The 20588-nt window shown below is 64.7% G+C and carries 19 protein-coding genes; 12 read left to right on the top strand and 7 right to left on the bottom strand.

The window, feature by feature from the left end:
- Positions 1 to 647 precede the first annotated feature (647 nt).
- The 4 genes from GGQ67_RS19255 to secA form a co-directional block, all read right to left on the bottom strand.
- A complete protein-coding gene (locus GGQ67_RS19255) occupies positions 648 to 1925 on the bottom strand; it encodes a GNAT family N-acetyltransferase (protein WP_183901753.1) in 1278 nt (425 codons plus the stop codon).
- Positions 1926 to 1929: 4 nt separating this feature from the next.
- Positions 1930 to 3342 (bottom strand): lipopolysaccharide biosynthesis protein, encoded by a 1413-nt coding sequence (locus GGQ67_RS19250; protein WP_183901774.1) that lies wholly within the window; start codon positions 3340 to 3342, stop codon positions 1930 to 1932.
- Positions 3343 to 3452: 110 nt separating this feature from the next.
- Positions 3453 to 4547, bottom strand: a complete 1095-nt coding sequence (locus GGQ67_RS19245; RefSeq protein WP_183901752.1) for a D-alanine--D-alanine ligase family protein — start codon at positions 4545 to 4547, stop codon at positions 3453 to 3455.
- 195 nt (positions 4548 to 4742) lie between these two features.
- Positions 4743 to 7451 carry a preprotein translocase subunit SecA gene (gene secA, locus GGQ67_RS19240; protein WP_183901751.1) on the bottom strand — a complete coding sequence of 903 codons (2709 nt, stop codon included), beginning with the start codon at positions 7449 to 7451 and terminating at the stop codon, positions 4743 to 4745.
- A 245-nt stretch (positions 7452 to 7696) separates the two neighbouring features.
- Here secA and GGQ67_RS19235 point away from each other — a divergent pair, with 245 nt between their 5' ends.
- The 6 genes from GGQ67_RS19235 to GGQ67_RS19210 all read left to right on the top strand — a co-directional run bounded on the left by GGQ67_RS19235 (position 7697) and on the right by GGQ67_RS19210 (position 11785).
- Positions 7697 to 8584, top strand: coding sequence for a peptidylprolyl isomerase (locus tag GGQ67_RS19235; protein ID WP_183901750.1), 888 nt, complete (start codon positions 7697 to 7699; stop codon positions 8582 to 8584).
- Between the two features lie 66 nt (positions 8585 to 8650).
- Entirely contained in the window at positions 8651 to 9892 is a 1242-nt protein-coding gene (gene argJ, locus GGQ67_RS19230) for a bifunctional glutamate N-acetyltransferase/amino-acid acetyltransferase ArgJ (protein WP_183901749.1), read from the top strand.
- The gene (locus GGQ67_RS19225) at positions 9861 to 10682 is read left to right on the top strand and encodes a GNAT family N-acetyltransferase (RefSeq protein ID WP_425503808.1); all 822 of its coding nucleotides are present in this window, start codon (positions 9861 to 9863) and stop codon (positions 10680 to 10682) included. Before argJ ends, GGQ67_RS19225 begins: the two co-directional genes overlap by 32 nt.
- A complete protein-coding gene (gene mutT / locus GGQ67_RS19220; protein WP_183901747.1) occupies positions 10679 to 11107 on the top strand; it encodes an 8-oxo-dGTP diphosphatase MutT in 429 nt (142 codons plus the stop codon). The genes GGQ67_RS19225 and mutT overlap by 4 nt, the downstream gene beginning before the upstream one ends.
- Before the next feature lie 124 nt (positions 11108 to 11231).
- The gene (locus GGQ67_RS19215) at positions 11232 to 11555 is read left to right on the top strand and encodes a hypothetical protein (RefSeq protein ID WP_183901746.1); all 324 of its coding nucleotides are present in this window, start codon (positions 11232 to 11234) and stop codon (positions 11553 to 11555) included.
- A 59-nt stretch (positions 11556 to 11614) separates the two neighbouring features.
- Positions 11615 to 11785: a Flp family type IVb pilin gene (locus tag GGQ67_RS19210; RefSeq protein WP_183901745.1), complete on the top strand. Its 171-nt coding sequence runs from the start codon at positions 11615 to 11617 to the stop codon at positions 11783 to 11785.
- A gap of 22 nt (positions 11786 to 11807) precedes the next feature.
- Here GGQ67_RS19210 and GGQ67_RS19205 read toward each other — a convergent pair whose 3' ends face one another.
- On the bottom strand, positions 11808 to 12692 hold the full coding sequence (locus tag GGQ67_RS19205; RefSeq protein ID WP_183901743.1) for a class I SAM-dependent methyltransferase: 885 nt from the start codon (positions 12690 to 12692) through the stop codon (positions 11808 to 11810).
- Positions 12693 to 12818: 126 nt separating this feature from the next.
- Between GGQ67_RS19205 and GGQ67_RS19200 the strand changes: the two genes are divergently transcribed.
- From GGQ67_RS19200 to GGQ67_RS19180, 5 genes are read left to right on the top strand one after another with little or no spacing between them, the layout of a single operon-like run.
- Positions 12819 to 13592, top strand: a complete 774-nt coding sequence (locus GGQ67_RS19200; RefSeq protein WP_183901773.1) for a ComF family protein — start codon at positions 12819 to 12821, stop codon at positions 13590 to 13592.
- 32 nt (positions 13593 to 13624) lie between these two features.
- Positions 13625 to 13882, top strand: a complete 258-nt coding sequence (grxC, locus tag GGQ67_RS19195; RefSeq protein ID WP_183901741.1) for a glutaredoxin 3 — start codon at positions 13625 to 13627, stop codon at positions 13880 to 13882.
- Between the two features lie 9 nt (positions 13883 to 13891).
- On the top strand, positions 13892 to 14749 hold the full coding sequence (locus tag GGQ67_RS19190; RefSeq protein WP_183901740.1) for a carbon-nitrogen hydrolase family protein: 858 nt from the start codon (positions 13892 to 13894) through the stop codon (positions 14747 to 14749).
- Complete coding sequence (locus GGQ67_RS19185) at positions 14746 to 15174, top strand: DUF1178 family protein (RefSeq protein WP_183901738.1); 429 nt, start codon at positions 14746 to 14748, stop codon at positions 15172 to 15174. Before GGQ67_RS19190 ends, GGQ67_RS19185 begins: the two co-directional genes overlap by 4 nt.
- 25 nt (positions 15175 to 15199) lie before the next feature.
- Entirely contained in the window at positions 15200 to 15757 is a 558-nt protein-coding gene (locus GGQ67_RS19180) for a DUF3291 domain-containing protein (protein WP_246400245.1), read from the top strand.
- Between the two features lie 20 nt (positions 15758 to 15777).
- Here the strand turns inward: GGQ67_RS19180 and ubiG are convergent, their stop codons facing one another.
- Positions 15778 to 16524, bottom strand: a complete 747-nt coding sequence (ubiG, locus tag GGQ67_RS19175; RefSeq protein ID WP_183901734.1) for a bifunctional 2-polyprenyl-6-hydroxyphenol methylase/3-demethylubiquinol 3-O-methyltransferase UbiG — start codon at positions 16522 to 16524, stop codon at positions 15778 to 15780.
- Positions 16525 to 16705: 181 nt separating this feature from the next.
- Here ubiG and GGQ67_RS19170 point away from each other — a divergent pair, with 181 nt between their 5' ends.
- Complete coding sequence (locus tag GGQ67_RS19170; protein WP_425503807.1) at positions 16706 to 18184, top strand: FecR family protein; 1479 nt, start codon at positions 16706 to 16708, stop codon at positions 18182 to 18184.
- A gap of 143 nt (positions 18185 to 18327) precedes the next feature.
- Here GGQ67_RS19170 and GGQ67_RS19165 read toward each other — a convergent pair whose 3' ends face one another.
- Positions 18328 to 20508: a CHASE2 domain-containing protein gene (locus GGQ67_RS19165; protein ID WP_183901732.1), complete on the bottom strand. Its 2181-nt coding sequence runs from the start codon at positions 20506 to 20508 to the stop codon at positions 18328 to 18330.
- Positions 20509 to 20588: the final 80 nt, after the last annotated feature.

The following is a 20588-nucleotide window of genomic DNA, read 5'->3' as shown; positions in this document are numbered from 1 at the left end:
AAAGAAATCGCCGCGATATCAGTCGTTTGCGGATTTCACCGTTCCTATCCATCCCCGCTGCAATCGTCCAGCCGATACTGATGGCGTCATTGGACAGGGAGCCGGGTCGCGAACCGGATCTGACACATCAGGGCGCAAGCCCGGCGTCCGGTGATGGTTGTTGAAAGGTGGATGTTGCGGTCGTCAGGACCTCTCATCCATCCGGAAGCGAAAGGCCGAGAGACGCTCCTGTCGGCCTGGATATCCGGAAGCCTCGATGCGATCGGGCAGGCGATATTGCCTGACACTTCTATTTTACACCGACCACCGCCTGCCCATTCCCATCCTGCCATGCCGTCGCGGAGAGGTCTCCGGCGCGGGGTTTTGTGGTGTGTGGTTGCCGCTCTGTCTGTGGCCGTCGCCTTTCATTCAGGTTTTGCCGCGTGATACCCCCTCTGCCCTGCCGGGCATCTCCCCCACAGGTGGGGAGATTGGCAGGACGCACCCGCTCGCTCCGACCTCAACGTTTGGCGAAAACCTCGTAACGAGTCGATCTCCCCCCTTGTGGGGGAGATGTCCGGCAGGACAGAGGGGGGCGCCTCAAGGCACGACGTCAACGACGGCGTACTGTCGGCATCAGATGGGGCCGCTCTCGAGGCCCACAAACCTCACCCCCGCCCGGCCAGCGACATGATCTTCTGCCGCAGCATCTTCGCCACGTTGCGGGTGCTGCTGTAGAGGTGGAGCTGGGTGGTGACCTGGCGGACGTCTCGGTCGGCGTTCTGGTTGAGGCCTATGACGACGGTGCCCATTTCCTCGCGCTCCTGCCAGAAGCGGCTCATGATCGGATGGTCGGGCACCGCGCAAGAGTCGGAGCGGACGATGTTGGCGTCGTCGAGGTGCCACTCGGTGAGTTCGCCCATGAGCAGCTTGCCAGGCGAGTAGCGGGCATAGGTCTCGTCATAGGCGGTCTTCCACGTATAGGCTTCGCCGCCCATCATCAGGACGACGGTGGAGGCGATCGCCTTGCCGTTGACGTCGATCGAGTGGATACGCACGGCGTCGACGGCGGCGAGATTGGAGATCGCCTCGCGGGCAAAGGCCGTGTGCAGGCGGTCGGTGACCAGAGCGCTGCGGCGCTTGCCCTTCCAGCCGCCGGCCTCGAGCGCCAGGAATTCCTCGAAGCGCATGTGGATTTCGCGCGGCTGGCGGGCGACGCTGTAGGCGACTGTCCCCTTTTCCTCGAGCAGGCGCCATTGCCGGCGCATTTCGCGCATGTGCGAGGAGGAGACAGACTGGCGCAGATAGGAAACGGCGTCCTCGTCGCTCTGCAGCATCGGGCGCAGATAGGGGTTGGTGGTCGATATCGGCAGGTTGCGGCCGATGGCGACGGCGCGGATCATGCGGGCGAAGATGCCGTTCAGCCTGAGGTCGGGCAGCACCAGGATGCTGGGCATGCGCAGGTCGCGGGCGGTCAGGCCATCGAGCAGGTTGTCGAGCGTTTCGGCGGCATCCTCGCCGTCGAGCAGCGGCGTGCCCAGCGGCGCGAAGCTGTTGGCCCAGACACGGATGATCGAGGGACCGACGGCGAAGCCCGGCTTCTCGATCGAGAACGGCATCAGCACGCGCAGGCGGCTGCGAGTCTCGTTGTGGTCGCGCAGCAGCGCGAAGTTGACCTCGCGGTCGTCGAGGCGCGGCATGGCCGGCGCCAGGAAGCGGCCGGTGAAGAAGACATTCGGCTCCAGCGCGCGGTTGGAGAGAAAATCCAGTTCGTCCTGCAGGTCGTAGCCGAGCTTGCCCGAGTAGACGCAGAGTTCGCGGCCGGGGCGGCCGATCTCGACGCGGGCTTCGGCCTGCGGCATGCCGAATTCCAGCGATGCGAGCTCGTGGACCATGCGGTTGGTGGTCGCGTCGGTGGTCTGGGTTCCGGGAGGATTGCGCACCATGCTGTCAGGCTTCCATGTCGTTGCCGGCGGTGGCCGGTCTGGCGAAGGCGAAGAGGGCGATGCCGAGCGTGCGGCGCACGGCGAGATGCAAAAGCACGGCCTCGACGCCCATGGCGGAGGCCGTGGCGATCGCCGCGCCCTCGATGCCGAAATAGGGAATGAGGAGAACGTTGAGGGTGATGTTGGCCGTCAGCGCCCCGGCATAGACCGCGACGCAGATGTTCTGCTTTCCGGCCATCATCAGCAGCGTCTCGGCCGGGCCGACCAGCGCCTTGGCCAGAATGCCGGTCAGAAGGATCGCCATCAGCACGTAACCGGCCGTGAAGGCGCCGCCGAACAGCGACAGCAGCAGGTGTCCCGATGCCAGGACGACAAGGCCGACCGCCAGTGCCGGCCAGAAGGTCCATCGCGCCGCGTCGAAGGCGGCGGCGGCGAGCTCGGCGCGGGTGCCCTCGGCGATGATGCTGGAAAAGCGCGGCCCGGACGCCGCCTTGACCGAGAAGTTGATGAAATGAACGAGTGCCATCGTCTTGGCGGCGGCGAAGTAGATGGCGACCTCGTGCGGCGCCAGGAAAATGCCGACGACGACGACATCGGAATTGGTGAGCAGGAAGCTGACGCCCTCGATCAGGAAGATCGGGAAGGCAACGCTTAGCCAGCTCAGGAAATCGGTCTTGCTCGGGCCGTGACGATAATGCCGGCGCAGGCGGATGAGGGTGGCCACATACTGGCCGAGCGCGGTCAGGTAGGTGGCGACGAGCGCCGCCTGCATGGCGGTGACCGCCGTGCGCGGGGCGCCAAGACCGATGGCGATCAGCATGCAGACGATGATCAGGATCGGGCGGATGATATAGATGGGGCTCAGCGCCATGACCGGCCAGTGGTTGGCGCGCGAGGTGCCTTCCAGGATGTCGCCGAGCGCGATCATCGGCATGGCGAGGAGGCCGAGGAAGATCGGCACGACATAGTAGCCCTGGATGCGGTCGCCGAAGAGATAGAGGCCGATCATGCCGATGGCGAGCATGGCGGTCCCAGACAGAAGGCCGAAAAGCCGGGCAGTGCCGGTCAGCCCGCGGATTTCCTCGAAGGCGCCGGATGCCTTGTACTGCGGCAGATAGCGGACGATGACGGTTTGAAAGCCGAGGCAGGAGAGGTCGCCGAAGAGGACGATCAGCACCCAGACGAAGACGAAGATGCCGTATTCGTACTCGCCCATCATGCGCGCGAGCACGATCTGCGCGAGGAAGGCGAGGGCGGCGCTGACGATGCGGATCAGGAAGGCGGTGAGCGCCATGCGCTGGGCGGCGGCCTTCTCGCCGCGCCGGGTCATGATATCGCCGAGCATGCGAAGCAGGCGACCGCCCGCAGGACGCAGGCTCGCCGGTAGCATCTTCTCCGCCGTCTCGATGACCGCCATAATGGACACGCAAAACTCTCTGGCAAATCGTGCCTAGAGTAGTGGCATGACACGGTTAAGAAACGGTTGTGACGGGATGCAGCGGCTTAACCCGTCCCCAGTTCGAAGCCTCAGCCGCCGCCGCGCGCAAGCGCCCTGTCGATCAGGACATCGAGGACCTCGGCATAGCCGACGCCCGATGCCGCCATCGCCTTGGCGTACATGCTGATATTGGTGAAGCCGGGGATGGTGTTGAGTTCGTTGACGACGAAGGTCATATCGGGCATCAGGAAGAAGTCGACGCGGGCCATGCCGTCGCAGCCGAGCGCCTTGAAGGCCTGGCGCGCGGTCCGGCGCAGTCGGTCCTCGATCGCCTTCGGCAGCTGCGCCGGCACGCGCAGCGCCGCACCGGCCTCGTCGACATATTTCGCCTCGTAGCTGTAGAAGCCGTGGCTTTCGGCCGGCGCGATCTCGCCAGGCAGCGAGACGGTGATGTCGCCGTTCGCGTGCTCGAGCACGCTGAACTCGATCTCGCGGCCGGCGATGAATTCCTCGGCGAGCAGCTTGCCGTCATGCCTGAAACCTTCCGCGAGGGCGGCGGCGAAGTCCTCTTGCGTCTTCACCTTGCTGACGCCGACCGAGGAGCCCTGGCGGGCGGGCTTGATGAAGAGCGGCAGGCCGAGTTCGCGCGCGGCGGCGTCGAAGGAGGGCACGCTGTCCTGCTCGATGCAGAGCGCTTTCGCCACGGGCAGCCCGGCATCCCGCAGCAGCCGCTTGGCGATGTCCTTGTCGATGGCGGTGACCGATCCGACCAGCCCGCAGCCGGCGAGCGGCACACGGGCAACGGATGCCAGCCCCTGGACCGAACCATCCTCGCCGTGCATTCCATGCAGCACGGGAAAGAGAACGTCGATCGCTAACACTTCATAAGGCTGCGCGCCCTGGGGTATGGCGAGCATGCGGCCGTGGCCGCCGGGAACAAGGCTGACCTCGACCGCTTCCTCGACCATGGCCGCCGCCGAAGGCGCCGTACCCTTGGGCAGAAGCAGCCATTTTCCCTCCCTGGTCAGGAAGATCGGAAGCACGTCGTAGCGGTCGGCGTCGAGGGCCGCGACGACGTTGGCGGCCGACAGGATGGAGACGTCGTGTTCGGGGGACCGGCCGCCGAACAGGATGGCGATGCGCGGGCGGGAATCTCTCGGGCGATGGGTTGAATTCGTCGTCATGGTCGATGGTCCCTTTCAGCCCGCAAGCTCGATGAACAAAGCGACTGTTTTGCGGCTGAATTCCGGGCGGATCATGAAATTGCAAGTTGTGGGTGGATTTTGCCCCTGGCGAGAAAAAGCGGCGGAATGCGCGCATGAAAAAGCCCTCGCGACATGCCTGTCGCGAGGGCTTCGATTTCAATGCCCGAACCGGCTTCAGGCCTGTTCGAAGGCACCGTGGCAGTGCTTGTACTTCTTGCCCGAACCGCAGGGGCAGACCTCGTTGCGGCCGACCTTGCCCCAGGTGGCGGGGTCGCCGGGGTTGCGGTTTTCGGGCGCGACGGTGACGTCCGATGCCTGGTGGACCGAGCCGAACTCGTCTTCGCCGGTATTCGGATCGATGTGATGCGCCTGCATGACCGGCGGTTGCGGTTGCTCCTGCTGCACCAGCTCGACACGCATCATCTGGGCGGTGACGGCCTGGCGAAGGTTGTTGAGCAGCGAGGTGAAGAGCTCGAAGGCTTCCGACTTGTATTCCTGCAGCGGGTCGCGCTGGGCGTAGCCGCGGAAACCGACGACGGAGCGCAGGTGGTCGAGATTGACGATATGTTCGCGCCACAGCGAGTCCAGCGTCTGCATGACGATCGAACGCTCGACATAGTGCATGATGTCGTCGCCGAAGCGTTCGGACTTTTCCGTGAAGACGGCGTTGGCCGCCTCCGTCAGGCGTTCGCGGATATCGTCTTCGCCGATGCCTTCTTCCTTGACCCAGTCCTCGATCGGAAGGTCGAGGTTGAGGAGGGCGTTGGTCTGCTCCTTGAGGCCCGCGGCATCCCACTGTTCGGCATAGGCGTGTTCGGGAATGTGCTTCTGGACGAGCTCCTCGATGACTTCACGACGCATGTCGGAAACGGTCTCGGAGATGTTTGTCGCTTCCATCAGCTCGAGGCGCTGTTCGAAGACCACCTTGCGCTGGTCGTTCAGAACGTCGTCGTACTTGAGCAGATTCTTGCGGATGTCGAAGTTGCGGGCTTCGACCTTCTTCTGCGCGCGTTCCAGAGCCTTGTTGATCCAGGGATGGACGATCGCCTCGCCTTCCTTGAGACCGAGCTTGGTCAGCATCGTATCCATGCGGTCCGAGCCGAAGATGCGCATCAGGTCGTCCTGAAGCGAAAGGTAGAACTTCGAGCGGCCCGGGTCGCCCTGACGGCCGGAACGGCCGCGCAGCTGGTTGTCGATGCGGCGGCTTTCGTGGCGCTCCGTCGCGATGACATAGAGGCCGCCGGCGGCCAGCGCCTGTTCCTTGAGCTGCTTGATCTCTTCGCGGATCGCCTCGATCCTGGCCTCGCGCTCAGGCCCGGCCTCGACTTCGCCAAGCTCGCGCTCGACACGCATTTCGAGGTTGCCGCCGAGCTGGATGTCGGTACCGCGACCCGCCATGTTGGTGGCGATGGTGACGGAGCCGGGCACGCCGGCCTGGGCGACGATATAGGCTTCCTGCTCGTGATAGCGGGCGTTCAGAACCTGGAAGTTGTCAAAGCCCTGCTTGCGCATCAGGTCGGCGAGCAGTTCGGACTTTTCGATCGAGGTCGTACCGACGAGAACCGGCTGGCCGCGCTTTTGCGCATCGGCGATCTCGGCGATGATCGCCTTGTACTTCTCCTCGAAGGTCCGGTAGACCTCGTCGTCCTCGTCGATGCGCTTGATCGGCAGGTTGGTCGGCACCTCGACGACGTCGAGATTGTAGATGTTGCCGAATTCTTCGGCTTCCGTCTGCGCCGTACCCGTCATGCCGCCGAGCTTGTCGTACATGCGGAAGTAGTTCTGGAAGGTGATCTGCGCCAGCGTCTGGTTCTCAGGCTGGATCTTCACATTTTCCTTGGCTTCCAGCGCCTGATGCTGGCCTTCCGAGTAACGGCGGCCCGGCATCATGCGGCCGGTGAACTCGTCGATGATGACGATCTCGTCGTTGCGGACGATGTAGTCCTTGTCGCGCTGGAAGAGCTTGTGGGCCTTGAGCGCGTTGTTGACGTGGTGGACGATCGCGACATTCTCGATGTCGTAGAGGCTCTCGCCCTTCAGGAGGCCGGCCTGGCGAAGCAGGTTCTCGAGCTTCTCGGTGCCCTCTTCGGAGAAGTTGGCGGAGCGCTGCTTCTCGTCGATTTCGTAATCGCTTTCGACGAGCAGCGGGATGAAGGCGTCGATCGTGTTGTAGAGATCGGAGCGGTCGTCGAGCGGGCCGGAGATGATCAGCGGCGTGCGGGCTTCGTCGACCAGAATCGAGTCGACTTCGTCGACGATCGCGAAATTGTGACCGCGCTGGACCATCTGGGCTTTTTCGTACTTCATGTTATCGCGCAGATAGTCGAAGCCGAGCTCGTTGTTGGTCGCGTAGGTGATGTCGCAGTTGTAGGCCGCGGCGCGCTCCTCGTCGGAAAGACCGTGGACGATGACGCCGGTGGTCAGGCCGAGGAAGCCATAGAGGCGCGACATGGTGGCCGCGTCGCGCTGGGCGAGGTAGTCGTTGACGGTGACGACGTGGACGCCCTTGCCCGACAGCGCGTTCAGATAGACGGGAAGCGTCGCGACCAGCGTCTTGCCTTCACCCGTCTTCATTTCCGCGATCGCGTTGGAATGCAGGATCATTCCGCCGATCAGCTGTACGTCAAAAGGTCGCATGCCGAGAACGCGGCGCGAGGCCTCGCGCACCACGGCGAAAGCCGGAACGAGGATGTCGTCGAGCGTCTTGCCTTCGGCGAGCAGCTTGCGAAACTCCACCGTCTGGGCGGCGAGCTGTTCGTCGGACAGCGCCTTGGTTTTCTCCTCGATCGCATTGATCGAGGCGACGTTCGGCGTGAAGGACCGCACGCGGCGATCATTGGCAGAGCCAAATATTTTACGGGCGATACCGCCAAAGCTGACCATACGACTGGTCCTTTCTGAATATTCATCCCGGGCTTTCCTTAAGTGCTGCCCGGCCGAATTTCGGGCGCACGTATCGAAACGCCAGGAAACTTTTCTGGACGCGAGGTTGCGTGACAGATAAGAGGGGGGTCGAATGATGTCAACGGATTTGGCTGATATAGAAAGGCCACATTCCAGTGTTGATGGCTGTTTCGGGCTCGATTCACGAAGTTGAAGCCGGTGGTTTAACTGTGAAGGAATATTGAATGTTGAATTACAACAAATTTGCCGTCGTGGCGCTTGCGGCTTTTGTCGCGTTTCAGGCACCGGTGCGTGCGCAGGACAAACCGGATCCAGTCGTCGCCAAGGTCGGCGACGTCGACATCCTGCAGTCGGAACTCGATCTGGCCGTTGCCAACCTCGACCCGCAGCTGGGCCAGCTGCCCGACGACCAGAAGAAGGTCGCGGCTCTTTCGGCCGCCATCGACGTGAAGCTGCTCGCCAAGGATGCGGCCGCCGAGAAGCTCGACCAGCAGCCCGAGTTCAAGAAGCGCATGCAGTATCTCGCCGATCGCGAGCTGCATAACGCCTACTTCAAGAAGTACGTCGTCGACACGATCACCGACGCCGACGTCAAGGCTCGCTACGACAAGGAAGTCGCCGCCCTTCCGAAGCAGGAAGAAGTTCGCGCCCGCCACATCCTGGTGAAGACGGAAGCCGAAGCCCAGGACGTCATCAAGCAGCTGGACGCCGGCAAGAACTTCGCCGATCTGGCGAAGGAAAAGTCCACCGATCCGAACAAGGCCGACGGCGGCGATCTCGGCTATTTCACCAAGGGACGCATGGTCAAGGAATTCGAGGACGCGGCCTTCGCGCTTGAAAAGGGCACCTACACCAAGACCCCGATCAAGACCGATTTCGGCTATCACGTCATCCTCGTCGAGGACAAGCGCGACTCCGCTCCTCCGCCCTACGACCAGGTCAAGGATCAGGTTCGCCAGCTCGTCATGCGCGACAAGTATCTCGCGCTTCTCGCCACCGCCAAGGAAAAGTCCAAGATCGACATCACGGACGAAGCCCTGCGCAAGGGCTACGAGGACGCCAACAAGAAGCCGCAGCCGGGCGAAGAGCCCGCCGCCCCGGCTCAGCAGTAATATCATCCATCGAGGGCCCGGTTTTTCCGGGCCCTTCCATATCCTTCCAATGCCAGGTCGATGATCATGTCCGGTTCCGTTTCCCCGCTCGCTCCCAAAACCTTCGTGTCCATGCCCGCGCTGCGCGGTGTTCGCATGGCAACCGCCTCGGCGGGGATCAAGTACAAGAACCGGACCGACGTGCTGATGATGGTGTTCGACAAGCCGGCGGCCGTCGCCGGTGTCTTCACCCGCTCCAAGTGCCCTTCGGCGCCTGTCGATTTCTGCCGCGCCAACCTGCCCGGTGGCGTGGCGCGTGCCGTGGTCGTCAATTCCGGCAATGCCAACGCCTTTACCGGCGTAAAGGGTCGTGAGGCGACCGCGCTTACCGCCAAGTCCGCGGCCGCCGCCGTCGGCTGCGCCGAGAGCGAGATCTTCCTCGCCTCCACCGGCGTCATCGGCGAGCCGCTCGACGCCACCAAGTTTTCCGGCGTGCTCGACACGCTTTATTCCGACGCGTCAGGCGATTTCTGGTTCGAAGCCGCCAAGGCGATCATGACCACCGACACCTACCCGAAGGTCGCGACCCGCACGGCAGAGATCGGCGGCGTTGCGGTCTCGATCAACGGCATCGCCAAGGGCGCCGGCATGATCGCGCCGGACATGGCGACGATGCTCTCCTTCGTCGTCACCGACGCCGACATCGCGCCCGCGGCGCTGCAGGCGATGCTGTCTCAGGGCGTCGATCCGACCTTCAACTCGATGACCGTCGACAGCGACACCTCGACCTCCGATACGCTGATGCTGTTTGCCACCGGTGCTGCCGCCGAGGACGGCCAGGTTCGCGTCGAGACGGCCGGCGATCCGCGTCTCGCGTCGTTCCGCGCGGCGCTCAACGATCTCCTCAAGGATCTGGCGCTGCAGGTCGTGCGCGACGGCGAAGGCGCCACCAAGATGCTCGAGATCACCGTGACGGGCGCTGAAAGCGATGCCGCCGCCAAAACGATCGCGCTGTCGATCGCCAATTCGCCGCTGGTCAAGACCGCGGCCGCCGGCGAGGACGCCAACTGGGGCCGTATCGTCATGGCCGTCGGCAAATCAGGCGAAATGGCCGACCGCGACCGCCTCGCCATCTGGTTCGGCGACGTGCGCGTTGCCGTCAATGGCGAACGTGACGCAGGCTACTCGGAGGAGGCTGCCTCCAACGTCATGAAAAAGCAGGACATTCCGGTAAAGGTGGAAATCGGTCTCGGAAACGGCACGGCAACGGTCTGGACCTGCGACCTCACAAAGGAGTATGTCGCCATCAACGGTGACTATCGGAGCTGATCTTTCATTGACCGAAGCACTCCCCAAGAAGGCAAATCTGCCGCTCGTACGCAGGCTTGAAGCCGTCGGTTTCCGCGCCTGGCCGGCCTCGTCGGTTGTCTATGACGGCAGCTGGCAGGTGCGGCTGACGGCGGGACATCCGTCGAACCGGCTGAACTCGATCGTGCCGCTCGATCCCTCCGATCATCGCGACGTCGAGATCCGGCTGGCCAAGGCAAGCCGCAAGTTCGAGGCCTATGCCCGCCCCGCCGTGCTCAGGCAGACGCCGCTCGCGTCGCCTGTCCTGATCGATCTGGTGAAGGCCGAGGGCTGGACGCCGTTCGACGAGACCATCGTCATGACGTGCGACCTCGCCAATGCCGACCTGCCGGATACGCTCGATCATCTGCCGACGCATGACATCAGCCGCTTCGTGGACGCCAATCTGGCGACCGACCAGGTGTCGACGAAGCTGAAGCCGGCGCTGGCCGAGGTGATCAACGCGATCAAGCCGCCATCCGGCCTGTTCATGGTCGAAGATCCGCAAACGGGGCCGCTGGCGACCGTGCTGTGCGTGCAGGATAACGACCTCGCCGGCATCATGTCGCTCTCCGTCACCCCGGCGCGCCGCCGCGAGGGGCTCGGGCTCGAGATCCTGACGTCCGCTCTGCGCTGGGCGCGGATGCGCAGCGCGCGCTCCGCCTGGCTGCAGGTCAAGACCGGCAACGTGCCTGCCATCACGCTTTACGAGCGGCTCGGTTTCGTCGAAGCCTATCGCTATTCCTACTGGCGGCGGGATCTCAACCGATGAGCGCTACAGTCGTGAGCGGTACTGGGCACAGCATTCTCCTCGTCGTCGCCTGTGCCCTGATCGACGCGGACGGCCGTATCCTTTTGGCGCAGCGGCCCGACGGTAAATCGCTGGCCGGCCTTTGGGAGTTTCCCGGCGGCAAGATCGAGCCGGGCGAAACGCCGGAGGAAACGCTGGTGCGCGAACTCCACGAGGAGCTCGGAATCACCACGAAGGTCGCGTGCCTGGCGCCGCTCACCTTCGCCAGCCATACCTACGAGAAATTCCATCTTCTGATGCCGCTTTACGTCTGCCGTCGTTTCGAGGGCATTCCCGTCGGTCGCGAGGGGCAGGCGATCAAGTGGGTGAAGCCGCAGGCGCTGCGGGATTATCCCATGCCGCCGGCCGACGAGCCGCTGATCCCCATCCTCCAGGACCTACTTTAGATATTTCTACTGTATAACTATTTCCGTGCCATTCTGGCTGTGGATATTAATCGATCGTTTAACAGATTCTGGCAAAGATCGGCCTCAATCAAGCAACTGGCGTGTGTGTATGAAGGCTTGACGCATGGACGACGATTTCTGGAAAGCAGTTCGGGAGAAAGAGCAGGCTTCGGCTTCCTCGCGCAAGACGGGGGTGCTGAACATCGCCCTGCTGTTCGGCACGGCCGTGGTGGCGCTGACGCTGATCCTGACACCGATGCTCGCCGACAAGTCGAAGTCGAGCGTCTTCGCAAGCGCGCCGTCTGAATTCGATTCCATCACGACGGGTTCGATCCCGAAGACCGAGAACGACAACGGCAAGCGCTATACGATCCGCCGCAGCGTGCTGCAGGAGATGCCGGGCTCGGTGTGCGTGGTGCAGGGTTACGGAAACAGTGCCGGCTGCTGAGGGCTGATGCCCGGGGCGATGCAAAACAATCGACGCTGATGTCGCGCGAGGGACGAATGATGAGACTGCTGAAAGCATTTGTCGCCGACCGCAATGGCGCCACCGCCATCGAATACGGCCTGATCGCCGCCCTGATCGCCACAGCGCTGATCACCGGCGTCGGCGCCGTCAGCGGGCAGCTGAACAACATCTTCACCACCATCGCGAACCAGATACCGGCACTCAACTGAAGCCAGGTGGTCGCAAGCCGGGCTACTGCTTGAGCTTGTGCTCCTCGACCTTCAGCGCGTCCGCGAGCCTGACCTTGGCCGAACCCGGCCGCAGCGGCTTCTGCTGGCTTTCGTGCGGTGCCCACCCCGAGACATAGATGATCGAGAAGGTCGCCCTGATGCGGCCATCCGGATCGGAATAGCGCTCCGCGTAGAGTTCGGCGGCCCGCAGGAAGAATGCGCGCGTCAGGGGCTTGCCGCTGCGCTCGGCGAGCGGGTTGGCCATGCCCATGGCGCGCAGGTCGCGCATCAGCGGAAAGATGGAATCGTAGCGGACCGTATAGGTCTCGGCGTCGATGACGGGCAGCGCGAAACCGGCGCGCTGCATCAGGCCGCCGACATCGCGGACATCGGCGAAGGGGATGACGCGCGGGCTCGCGCCGCCGGTCATCTCGATCTCGGTGGCGAGCAGGACCTCGCGCAGTTCCTGCAACGTGCCGGAGCCGGGAATGGCGGCGAGGAACAGGCCGTCGGGACGGAGCGCGCGGCGGATCTGGATGAAGACGCCGGGCGTGTCGTTGGTCAGGTGCAGGCTAAGGGGGGCGATCACCAGATTGGCGGATTGCGGCTCCAGCGGAACCGTCTCCAGCGGCGCCTCGATGAAGGCATCGTCCGAAGTGGCGTAGGCCTGTTCGCTTTCGACGCGGGTGAGGCTGCCGATCTTGCCGGTGTCCTTGGCGGCGCGGGCGGCTGCGCCGGTCGCGCCATGCAGCTCGACGGCATGCTCGAAGGTCCGCTCGACGACGGCGAGGCGTTCGCCCAGTTCGTCGGCTGCGATATCGAGCAGGAAGGTTGCCTTCGGATCGTTGTTGCGAAGCGCGCGATGACGGTTCGCCGCGATCCTCGATGTATCGAAGATGATATCCATGCCGACGTCAATAATCCCGCCGGGCCGGGGCGGCAAGGCGGATTTTGCCAGTGATCTTGCCAGCGACTTTACAAGGTGATTTCACGAGTGATTTTCCCGGCGCGCGAAATGCGTTATCGTTTCGCCATGGGGTTGCGCGATCTGAGAGGTTTGGCGGGAATCGACCGGGTGCTTAGGCGTCCGCTCTCGCTTCTGGTCGACCTTGTCTATCCGCCCGCCTGCGCCGTCTGCGGCGTATCGACGGGGCGGCATCGCGGCGTCTGCCCGAAATGCTGGTCGGAGCTGCGCTTCATCGAGCGGCCCTATTGCGAGGTTCTCGGCATTCCGTTTTCCCATGATCTCGGGCCGGGGATACTGAGCGCGGCCGCCATCGCCGAGCCGCCGCCTTTCGATCGCCTGCGCACGGCGGCCTTTCACGACGAGGCGGTGCGCAATCTTGTACACGGGCTGAAGTACCGCGACCGCACCGATCTGGCGCCGATGATGGCGGCATGGATGCTGAGAGCATCAGACGGTGCCGTCGAGCGCTGCGACGCGATCCTGCCGGTGCCGCTGCACCGCACGCGGATCTTGTCGCGCCGGTTCAACCAGGCGGCGGAGCTGGCGCGTCACATGGCGAAGCAGGCCGAACGCCCGCTCTTGCCGGCGACGCTGCTGCGTGTCCGCCGCACGCGCCAGCAGGTGGGGCTGGGCGCCAAGGCGCGGCAGGACAATGTGCGCGGCGCTTTCGCGATCGCCGCGGGCCGCGAAGGCGATGTGTTCGGCAAGCGGCTGGTGCTGGTCGACGACGTCTACACCACGGGCGCGACGGTCGCGGCCGCGGCCAGGGTGCTGCACCGCGCGGGCGCCGCCGAGATCACGGTTTTGACCTTTGCAAGGGCTCTTTCGGAAACTATATGACAGTAAGGTAAATGCCTTGTCTGGAGCCCCCGATGGTACCGGTTACGATTTATACGCGCGACGGCTGCGGTTTTTGCGTGCGCGCCAAGTCCCTTCTTTCCCAGAAGGGTGTCGATTTCGTCGAGCACAATGCAAGCTCCACGCCGGCTTTCCGCGCCGAGATGATCGCGCGCGCCCATGGCGGCTCGACGTTCCCGCAGATTTTCATAGGCGACAAGCATGTCGGCGGGTGCGATGATCTCTATGCGCTGGAGCGTGCGGGCAAGCTCGACCCGCTGCTGGCCGCTTAGGATATGCCAATGACCTTCAAGGCCGCCGCCATTCAGATGTGTTCGGGTGTCGATCCGCGGTGCAACGCGGCCGATATGGCGCGGCTGGTGCGCGAGGCGGCCGCCTCGGGCGCCACCTACGTGCAGACGCCCGAGATGACCGGGATGCTGCAGCGCGACCGCGCCGCCGGCAAGGCGCATCTGCGCGACGAGGCCAACGACATCATCGTGCGCACCGGCCGCGAACTCGCGGGCGAACTCGGTATCCACATGCATGTCGGCTCGACGGCGATCGCGCTCGACGACGGCAAGCTTGCCAATCGCGGCTATCTCTTCGGACCCGACGGCAAGATCCTGAACCGTTACGACAAGATCCACATGTTCGACGTCGATCTCGACAACGGCGAGAGCTGGCGTGAGAGCGCCGCCTACCGGCCCGGCCAGGAGGCGCGTGTGGTGTCGCTGCCGTTCGCCGAGATGGGTTTCGCGATCTGCTACGACGTTCGCTTCCCGGCGCTGTTTCGCGCCCAGGCGGTTGCCGGCGCCGAGGTGATGACGGTGCCCGCCGCCTTCACCCGCCAGACCGGCGAGGCGCATTGGGAAATCCTTTTGCGTGCCCGCGCCATCGAAAACGGCATGTTCGTGATCGCCGCCGCCCAGGCTGGCGTGCATGAGGACGGGCGCGAGACCTTCGGGCATTCGATGATCGTCGATCCCTGGGGCAAGATACTGGCTTCGGCTGGCGGCACCAGCGAGGCGATCGTGATCGCCGAGATCGATCCGGCCGCCGTGAAGGCGGCGCGCGACAAGATCCCGAATCTGAAGAATGCCCGCGAGTTCTCGATCGAGACGGTTGGCGGCGATGTGTCCGGAGGCGTGGCCGCGTGATCCGTTATTCGCTGCGCTGTGACAATGCCCATGAGTTCGAAGGCTGGTTTTCCGAAAGCGCCGATTTCGAGCGCCAGGTCGCGTCCGGCTTTCTCACCTGTCCCGCCTGCAATTCGGCCGCCGTCTCCAAGGTGCTGATGGCGCCGTCGGTCTCCACCGCGCGCAAGAAGGACCAGATGCAGACGGTCGCCATGGATGCCGCGCGCCGCGAGGCGTTCCAGAAGCTCAAGGAGGCCGTGACCGCGATCAAGGCCAACTCAGAGGACGTCGGCGAGCGCTTTCCCGAGGAGGCGCGCAAGATCCATTACGGCGAGGCCGATGCGCGCGGGATCATCGGCCAGACGACGCCTGACGAGGCGCAGGCGCTTCTCGACGAAGGCATCGAGATCGCGGCGCTTCCCGTGCTGCCCGACGACGTGCACTAGGATGAGGTCGGAAGCGCGCCTTGCGATGTATAACTTCGGTTTGCACGTGGCGCCCTTCGAGAGCGACGCTGTCGAGGGCTTTCGCCTGCGCGAACCCGCCAATTTCGAGGCCGCACGCCGCGCCTGCGGCTTTGTCGGCCGCTCCGGCTACGCCGGCGAACCGGGCGTGCGAAGCTGGGGACCGCAGGTCTTTCCGCGTTTCATCGAGGGTAGCGGCTTTGATGCCGCGCCATCCTCCCTGTCGCTCTGGGCTGATATCGAATCGCTGATGGCGTTCAGCTATGACGGCGTGCATGCCGATGCGCTGAAGCACGCGCGCAACTGGAACGTCAAACCAACGTGGCCACCGCTCGTTCTGTGGTGGGTGGGGCCGCATCACCGGCCGGACTGGGCCGAGGCCGTCGAGCGCTTCGAGCATCTGGCTGATAACGGGCCGAGCGCCCGGGCCTTCACGTTCAAGATACCCTTTGGGCCTGATGGGGCGGCGATCGAGATCGATCGCGCCCGCGTCAAGGAACTGGCGGCGCGCAACGCCGAAACGCAAGCCGATCTGCTTGCGCATGTCAGGACCTTGAAAGTCTAGTCGAATGGCGGCGGGTGCCCTTACGCTCCGCGCCTGGCGAGCAGCATGTAGTTCACGTCCATATCGCGCGACAGGTTCCACTGGTTGGACAGCGGATTGAAGAACACGCCGGTGCGGTCGATGATGGTGAGGCCGTCTGCCGTGACCGGCTTTTCGATCTCTTCCGGGCGCACCAGCTTTTCGTACTGGTGGGTGCCGCGCGGCAGCCAGCGCAGGACGTTTTCGGCGGCGAAGATGGCGAGTGCGGCTGCCTTCATCGTGCGGTTGATGGTGGCCACGAACATCAGGCCGCCGGGGCGGACCATTTTCGCGCAGGTGGTCATGAAGAAGTCGACGTCGGCGACGTGTTCCACCACTTCCATGTTCAAGACGATATCGAAGGTCTCGCCGGCCTCGGCCAGTTGTTCTGCCGTGACCGCGCGGTAATCGACCGGCACGCCGGACGCCTTCGCGTGGGTCGAGGCGATGCCGATGTTCTTTTCGGAGGGATCGGCGCCGATGACGGTGGCGCCCATGCGGGCGACCGGCTCCGACAACAGGCCGCCGCCGCAGCCGATATCGAGCACCCTCAGGCCTTCCAGAGGCCGGGCCGAGCGCGGATCGCGGCCAAAGTTCTCGGCCGCCTTGTCCCTGATATAGGCGAGGCGAACGGGGTTGAACTTGTGCAGCGGCTTGAACTTGCCGGTCGGGCTCCACCACTCGGCGGCCATGGCCGAGAAGCGATCCACTTCGCTCTGGTCGATCGTGCTCTTCGCCGCTTCCTTCATGGTCCTGCTCCTTCGTTGGTCAGGAGTGAAGTCGGACGAACGGCTCGCGAAGTCAAGAGCCGGCGACAGTGTCGCGTCGTCGCGGTAGTGCTCGGCTTTCGCGCCCGGCTACTACAAGTGGATAAGGCGACGTCCTTCAATACATTGTGATATAGTTAATGTATTGTTGAGGGTAAGGGCAATGTTGCGTCTGCGTCATGCATTGGCCGCCGTGCTCGGCCTGTCCATGTGTTTCCCGTTTCCGGCGTACGCGGAAGTTGCGGTCGGGGAGGCGACTCTCATCAAGACGGAGGTCGCCGGTCAAAACGGGCCTCTGGTGGTCAAGGACCCTGTTTATCGCGACGAGCGCATCCGCACCTCGATTGGCGGGCTTGGGCAATTCGTCTTCCGTGACGGCACCAAGCTCGCCGTCGGCGCGGGGTCGTCGGTTGTGATCGACAGCTACGTCTACGACGACGCCAATTCGGTCAAGAAGCTGACGATCAAGGCGGCGAAGGGCACGTTCCGCTGGATCAGCGGCAATTCCTCGTCATCGGCCTATTCGATCGTGACGCCGGCGGGAACGATCGGCGTGCGCGGCACGGCGTTCGACGTCTATGTCGCGCCCAACGGCACCACGGCCATGGTGCTGCTCAACGGTTCGGCGCAGTTTTGCGGCGCCGGCGGCTGCAAGCAGCTGCGGGAGCAATGCGACTGCGTGATCGCGTCGCGCGGCGGCGGCGTGTCGGATCCGCGCAAGGTCGACCAGACGACACTGCGGACGCTGAGGAACAACAAGGCGCTGCCGTTCCTTTCGGGAAACCAGCAGCTGTCGGGGCCGCTTGGCAATATCCGCACCAGTTGCGGGCTGCGCAGCATGCGCGCGGAGCGGCAGGAACGGCCCGCCGAAAGAACGCCGCCGCCGCTCTTCGCGCCGCCGCCGCAGACGCCGCCGGCACCGGAGCGGCCGCAGGAGCCGGATAAGCCCGATAAACCCGACAAGCCGCATTATCGTCCCGACAGGCATCACCAGGACAGGGACCACCGTCCGGATCGCGGCCACTCCGATCGCGACCGGGATCACGGTCCCTGGGGAGGACGCGGAGGCGATCGCGACGGACAACATGGCGGCCGTGACAACGAGAATGGCGCCGAGGGTGGCCGGGGTCATGACGGCGGCGGCTGGGGCCAGCGCAGCGGACAGCACGACCAGGCCAACCAGGGCCGCCACGGCCCGCGCGATGGCGCAGGCAACCGGCATGAGGGGCAGCGCGATCGCGGCGGCAGCGACCATGCGACGCGGGATCGGGAAAATCAGGGCAATGCCACCCGCGATCATGGAAACCGGGATCAGGCCGATCGCGATCAGCGAGGCCGGAGCCATGCGGGTCGGGATCGCTCCGATGGCGGCAATGGCGATCAGGGTGGGCATCGCGGCCGGCAGAAGGGCGGTTCCGCGCCGGGGAATGATGGGCCGCCGCAGGCCGGCGGAACGGTGACCAATCCCGCTTCCGGTGAAAGTGCCGGGGGTGGCGGCGGTATCGGGTCCGGCGGTGGCGCCGGGAGCCGCGATCCGTCGGGCACGGGCGGCCGTCATGGCAACCGGCACGACCGCGGCGGCGGGTGGCAAGGCGGCGGTGGCAGCGGTGGCCACATGCGCGACCGCGGCGGCGGCGACTGAGCCGCATCGCGATCCCCGGGATTTGCCTGTCCCGCTTCCGTCCGCTGCTTCGCGCATGCCTTTCGGTTCGAGCATGTCCGTGTCCCGATACCCTGTTTCGGGAGACATTTTGTGGGGCGGGTTCATTGCGACAGGGATAGTCGTCACGACGCCTGTTCCGACAGCACGGTCGCGGGCGCGGCTGGCGGCTCGCGAAAATGTTCGGCGCGGCGGGCGAGGCGGCGGTAGAATTCCTGTGTCGTCGCCCCGTATGGCTGCGCGCGTTGCCTGACCCTTCCGAGCAGCTTGCGGCTGTCTGCGGAGCGGCTGGCGAAGGCGTCGATCAATGCCTGGTGCGCGGTTTCGAGGAGCGCGAAGGTCGCCGACAGGCCGACGGTCTCGTCGCCCAGCGTCGCATAGAGCCTTGTGCGCGTACTCTTGCCCTTGAGCCCGAGCGAGCCTGCGTCGAGCAGGGCGAAGTGCGGCAGCGCCGCGGCGGTCGTCTCCGAGACCAGAATATCGAAGCCGACTTCCTTGCAGCAGCCCTCGATGCGGGCCGAGACGTTCACCGCGTCGCCGACGGCGGAGTAGTTGAACCGGCTTTCGGCGCCCATGTTGCCGACGCAGGCAAGGCCGGTGTGGATGCCGATGCCGATCCCCACCTGATACTCCTCGCCGAAGCCGAAGGCGTCGGTGGCGTTCAGCCTCGCCAGCGTCTCGCGCATCGCGAGGGCGGCGCGCACGGCCTTGACGGGATGATCGGCGACATCGACCGGCGCGTTCCAGAACGCCATGATGGAATCGCCGATGAATTTGTCGAGCGTGCCTTCGTTGGCCACAACATGGCGGCTCAGCGCGTCGAGCAGCGTGTTGAGGAAGCGGACGACCTCGGCGGGCTGAAGGCGCTCGCTCAGCGTCGTGAATCCCCTGACGTCGACGAACATCACCGTCAACTCGCGATCGTCGCCGCCCAGGCGCAGCGCATCCGGATTGTGTTCGATGCGGTGGAGCAGCGAGGGAGAGAGATACTGCCCGAACGCCTTGCGGACCTCGCGCCGCTCGCGGTCGATAACCAGGATGCGGAAGGAGGTGGCGGCGAAGTGAATGATCGAGGCGGCGATGATCGGGGCCAGCGGGTCGAACAGCAGGCCCCATCGCAGAAAGGCGAACCAGGAGGAGGCGAAGGCCAGCGCTGTGACGATCAGCCCCCAGGCGAGGCCGACGGCCGGGCTGACAAAGGTGGTGACGAGGACGAGGCAGGTGCCGAGAACGGCGATCAGCAGGATTTCCATGCCATCGGCCCAATCCGGCCGGGAGAGGAAGCGCCCCGACAATATCTGCTCCACGGTCTGCGCGTGGATGGAGACGCCGGGCACGTTTTCGCCAAGCGACGTGGTGCGGATATCCTGCAGGCCGGCCGCGGAGGTGCCGATGAAGACGATGCTGCCCTCGATGGCCGCCGTCACCTCGGGCGCGGGGCCGTCGGGAGCCAGCACCCTGGCCGCGGAAACATAGCGCTCGGCGACATCAGGGCTGGTGTAGAGCCAGAGTTCGCCGGAGGCGGTGACCGGCACGACGAAGTCGCCGACCTTGATCGAGGTCAGCGTGTCGGAAATATCGGGTGCCGCCGCGACGACATAGGTCGAGGCGCCCTGCGCGACCCGCAGCGCCTCGAGCGCCAGGTTGGGGTAAAGCTGCTCGCCGTCGCCCAGCAGCAGGGGCACGCGGCGGACGGTGGCCGAATAGGTGCCGGGATTGAGGCTGATATGGCCGAGGCCGGTGGCGTTGATCTGCAATTGCGGGCGCAGCGGCGTTGCCGCCGTCATCCGCGGCGGCGCGTTGAACGGGCTCTCGCCGGTAAAGGCGAAGCCGGCCTTGACCGGCGGCTTGTAGCTGCCATCCATGGACAGGCCGAAGCCGAGCACGACGGGCTTGCCGGCGATCGCCTCCGCGAAGGTTTGATCGTTGTCAGGTAGCCGGCTAAGAAGTGTCGGATCGACGCCGGCGACGTCGCGCATGATCGAGCGCGGCGACAGCCGGTCGGCCTCGGCAAACAGCACGTCGAAGGCGATAGCGGCCGCCCCCATCTCGGACAGGCGCTGCACCAGAAGCGCCAGCCGGTCTCGCGGCCACGGCCACTGGCCGAATTCCCGCAGCGAGGCGTCGTCGATATCGACGACCCGGACGGGCGTGTTTTCGAACTTGCGCGGGGTGATCCGCTGGTATTCGTCGAACGTGATGTCGCGGATCTGGCGCAAGAGCGGCGGATCGGCGGCGCGCAACAGCGTGAGGATCGCGACGAGCGCGAGACCGAGAACCACGCCGATTTTCTGCATGCGTGTCATGATCGGACCGGCTCCCGCGCCCGCAGCCTGGCAGCGGTCGAAGCGATGGTTCGCGACGCCAGGCTCCAGGCGCATCTAGG

This window comes from Rhizobium metallidurans (assembly GCF_014196505.1).
Classification (GTDB): Bacteria; Pseudomonadota; Alphaproteobacteria; order Rhizobiales; family Rhizobiaceae; genus Rhizobium; species Rhizobium metallidurans.
This window is presented reverse-complemented; position numbering and strand designations above follow the sequence as displayed.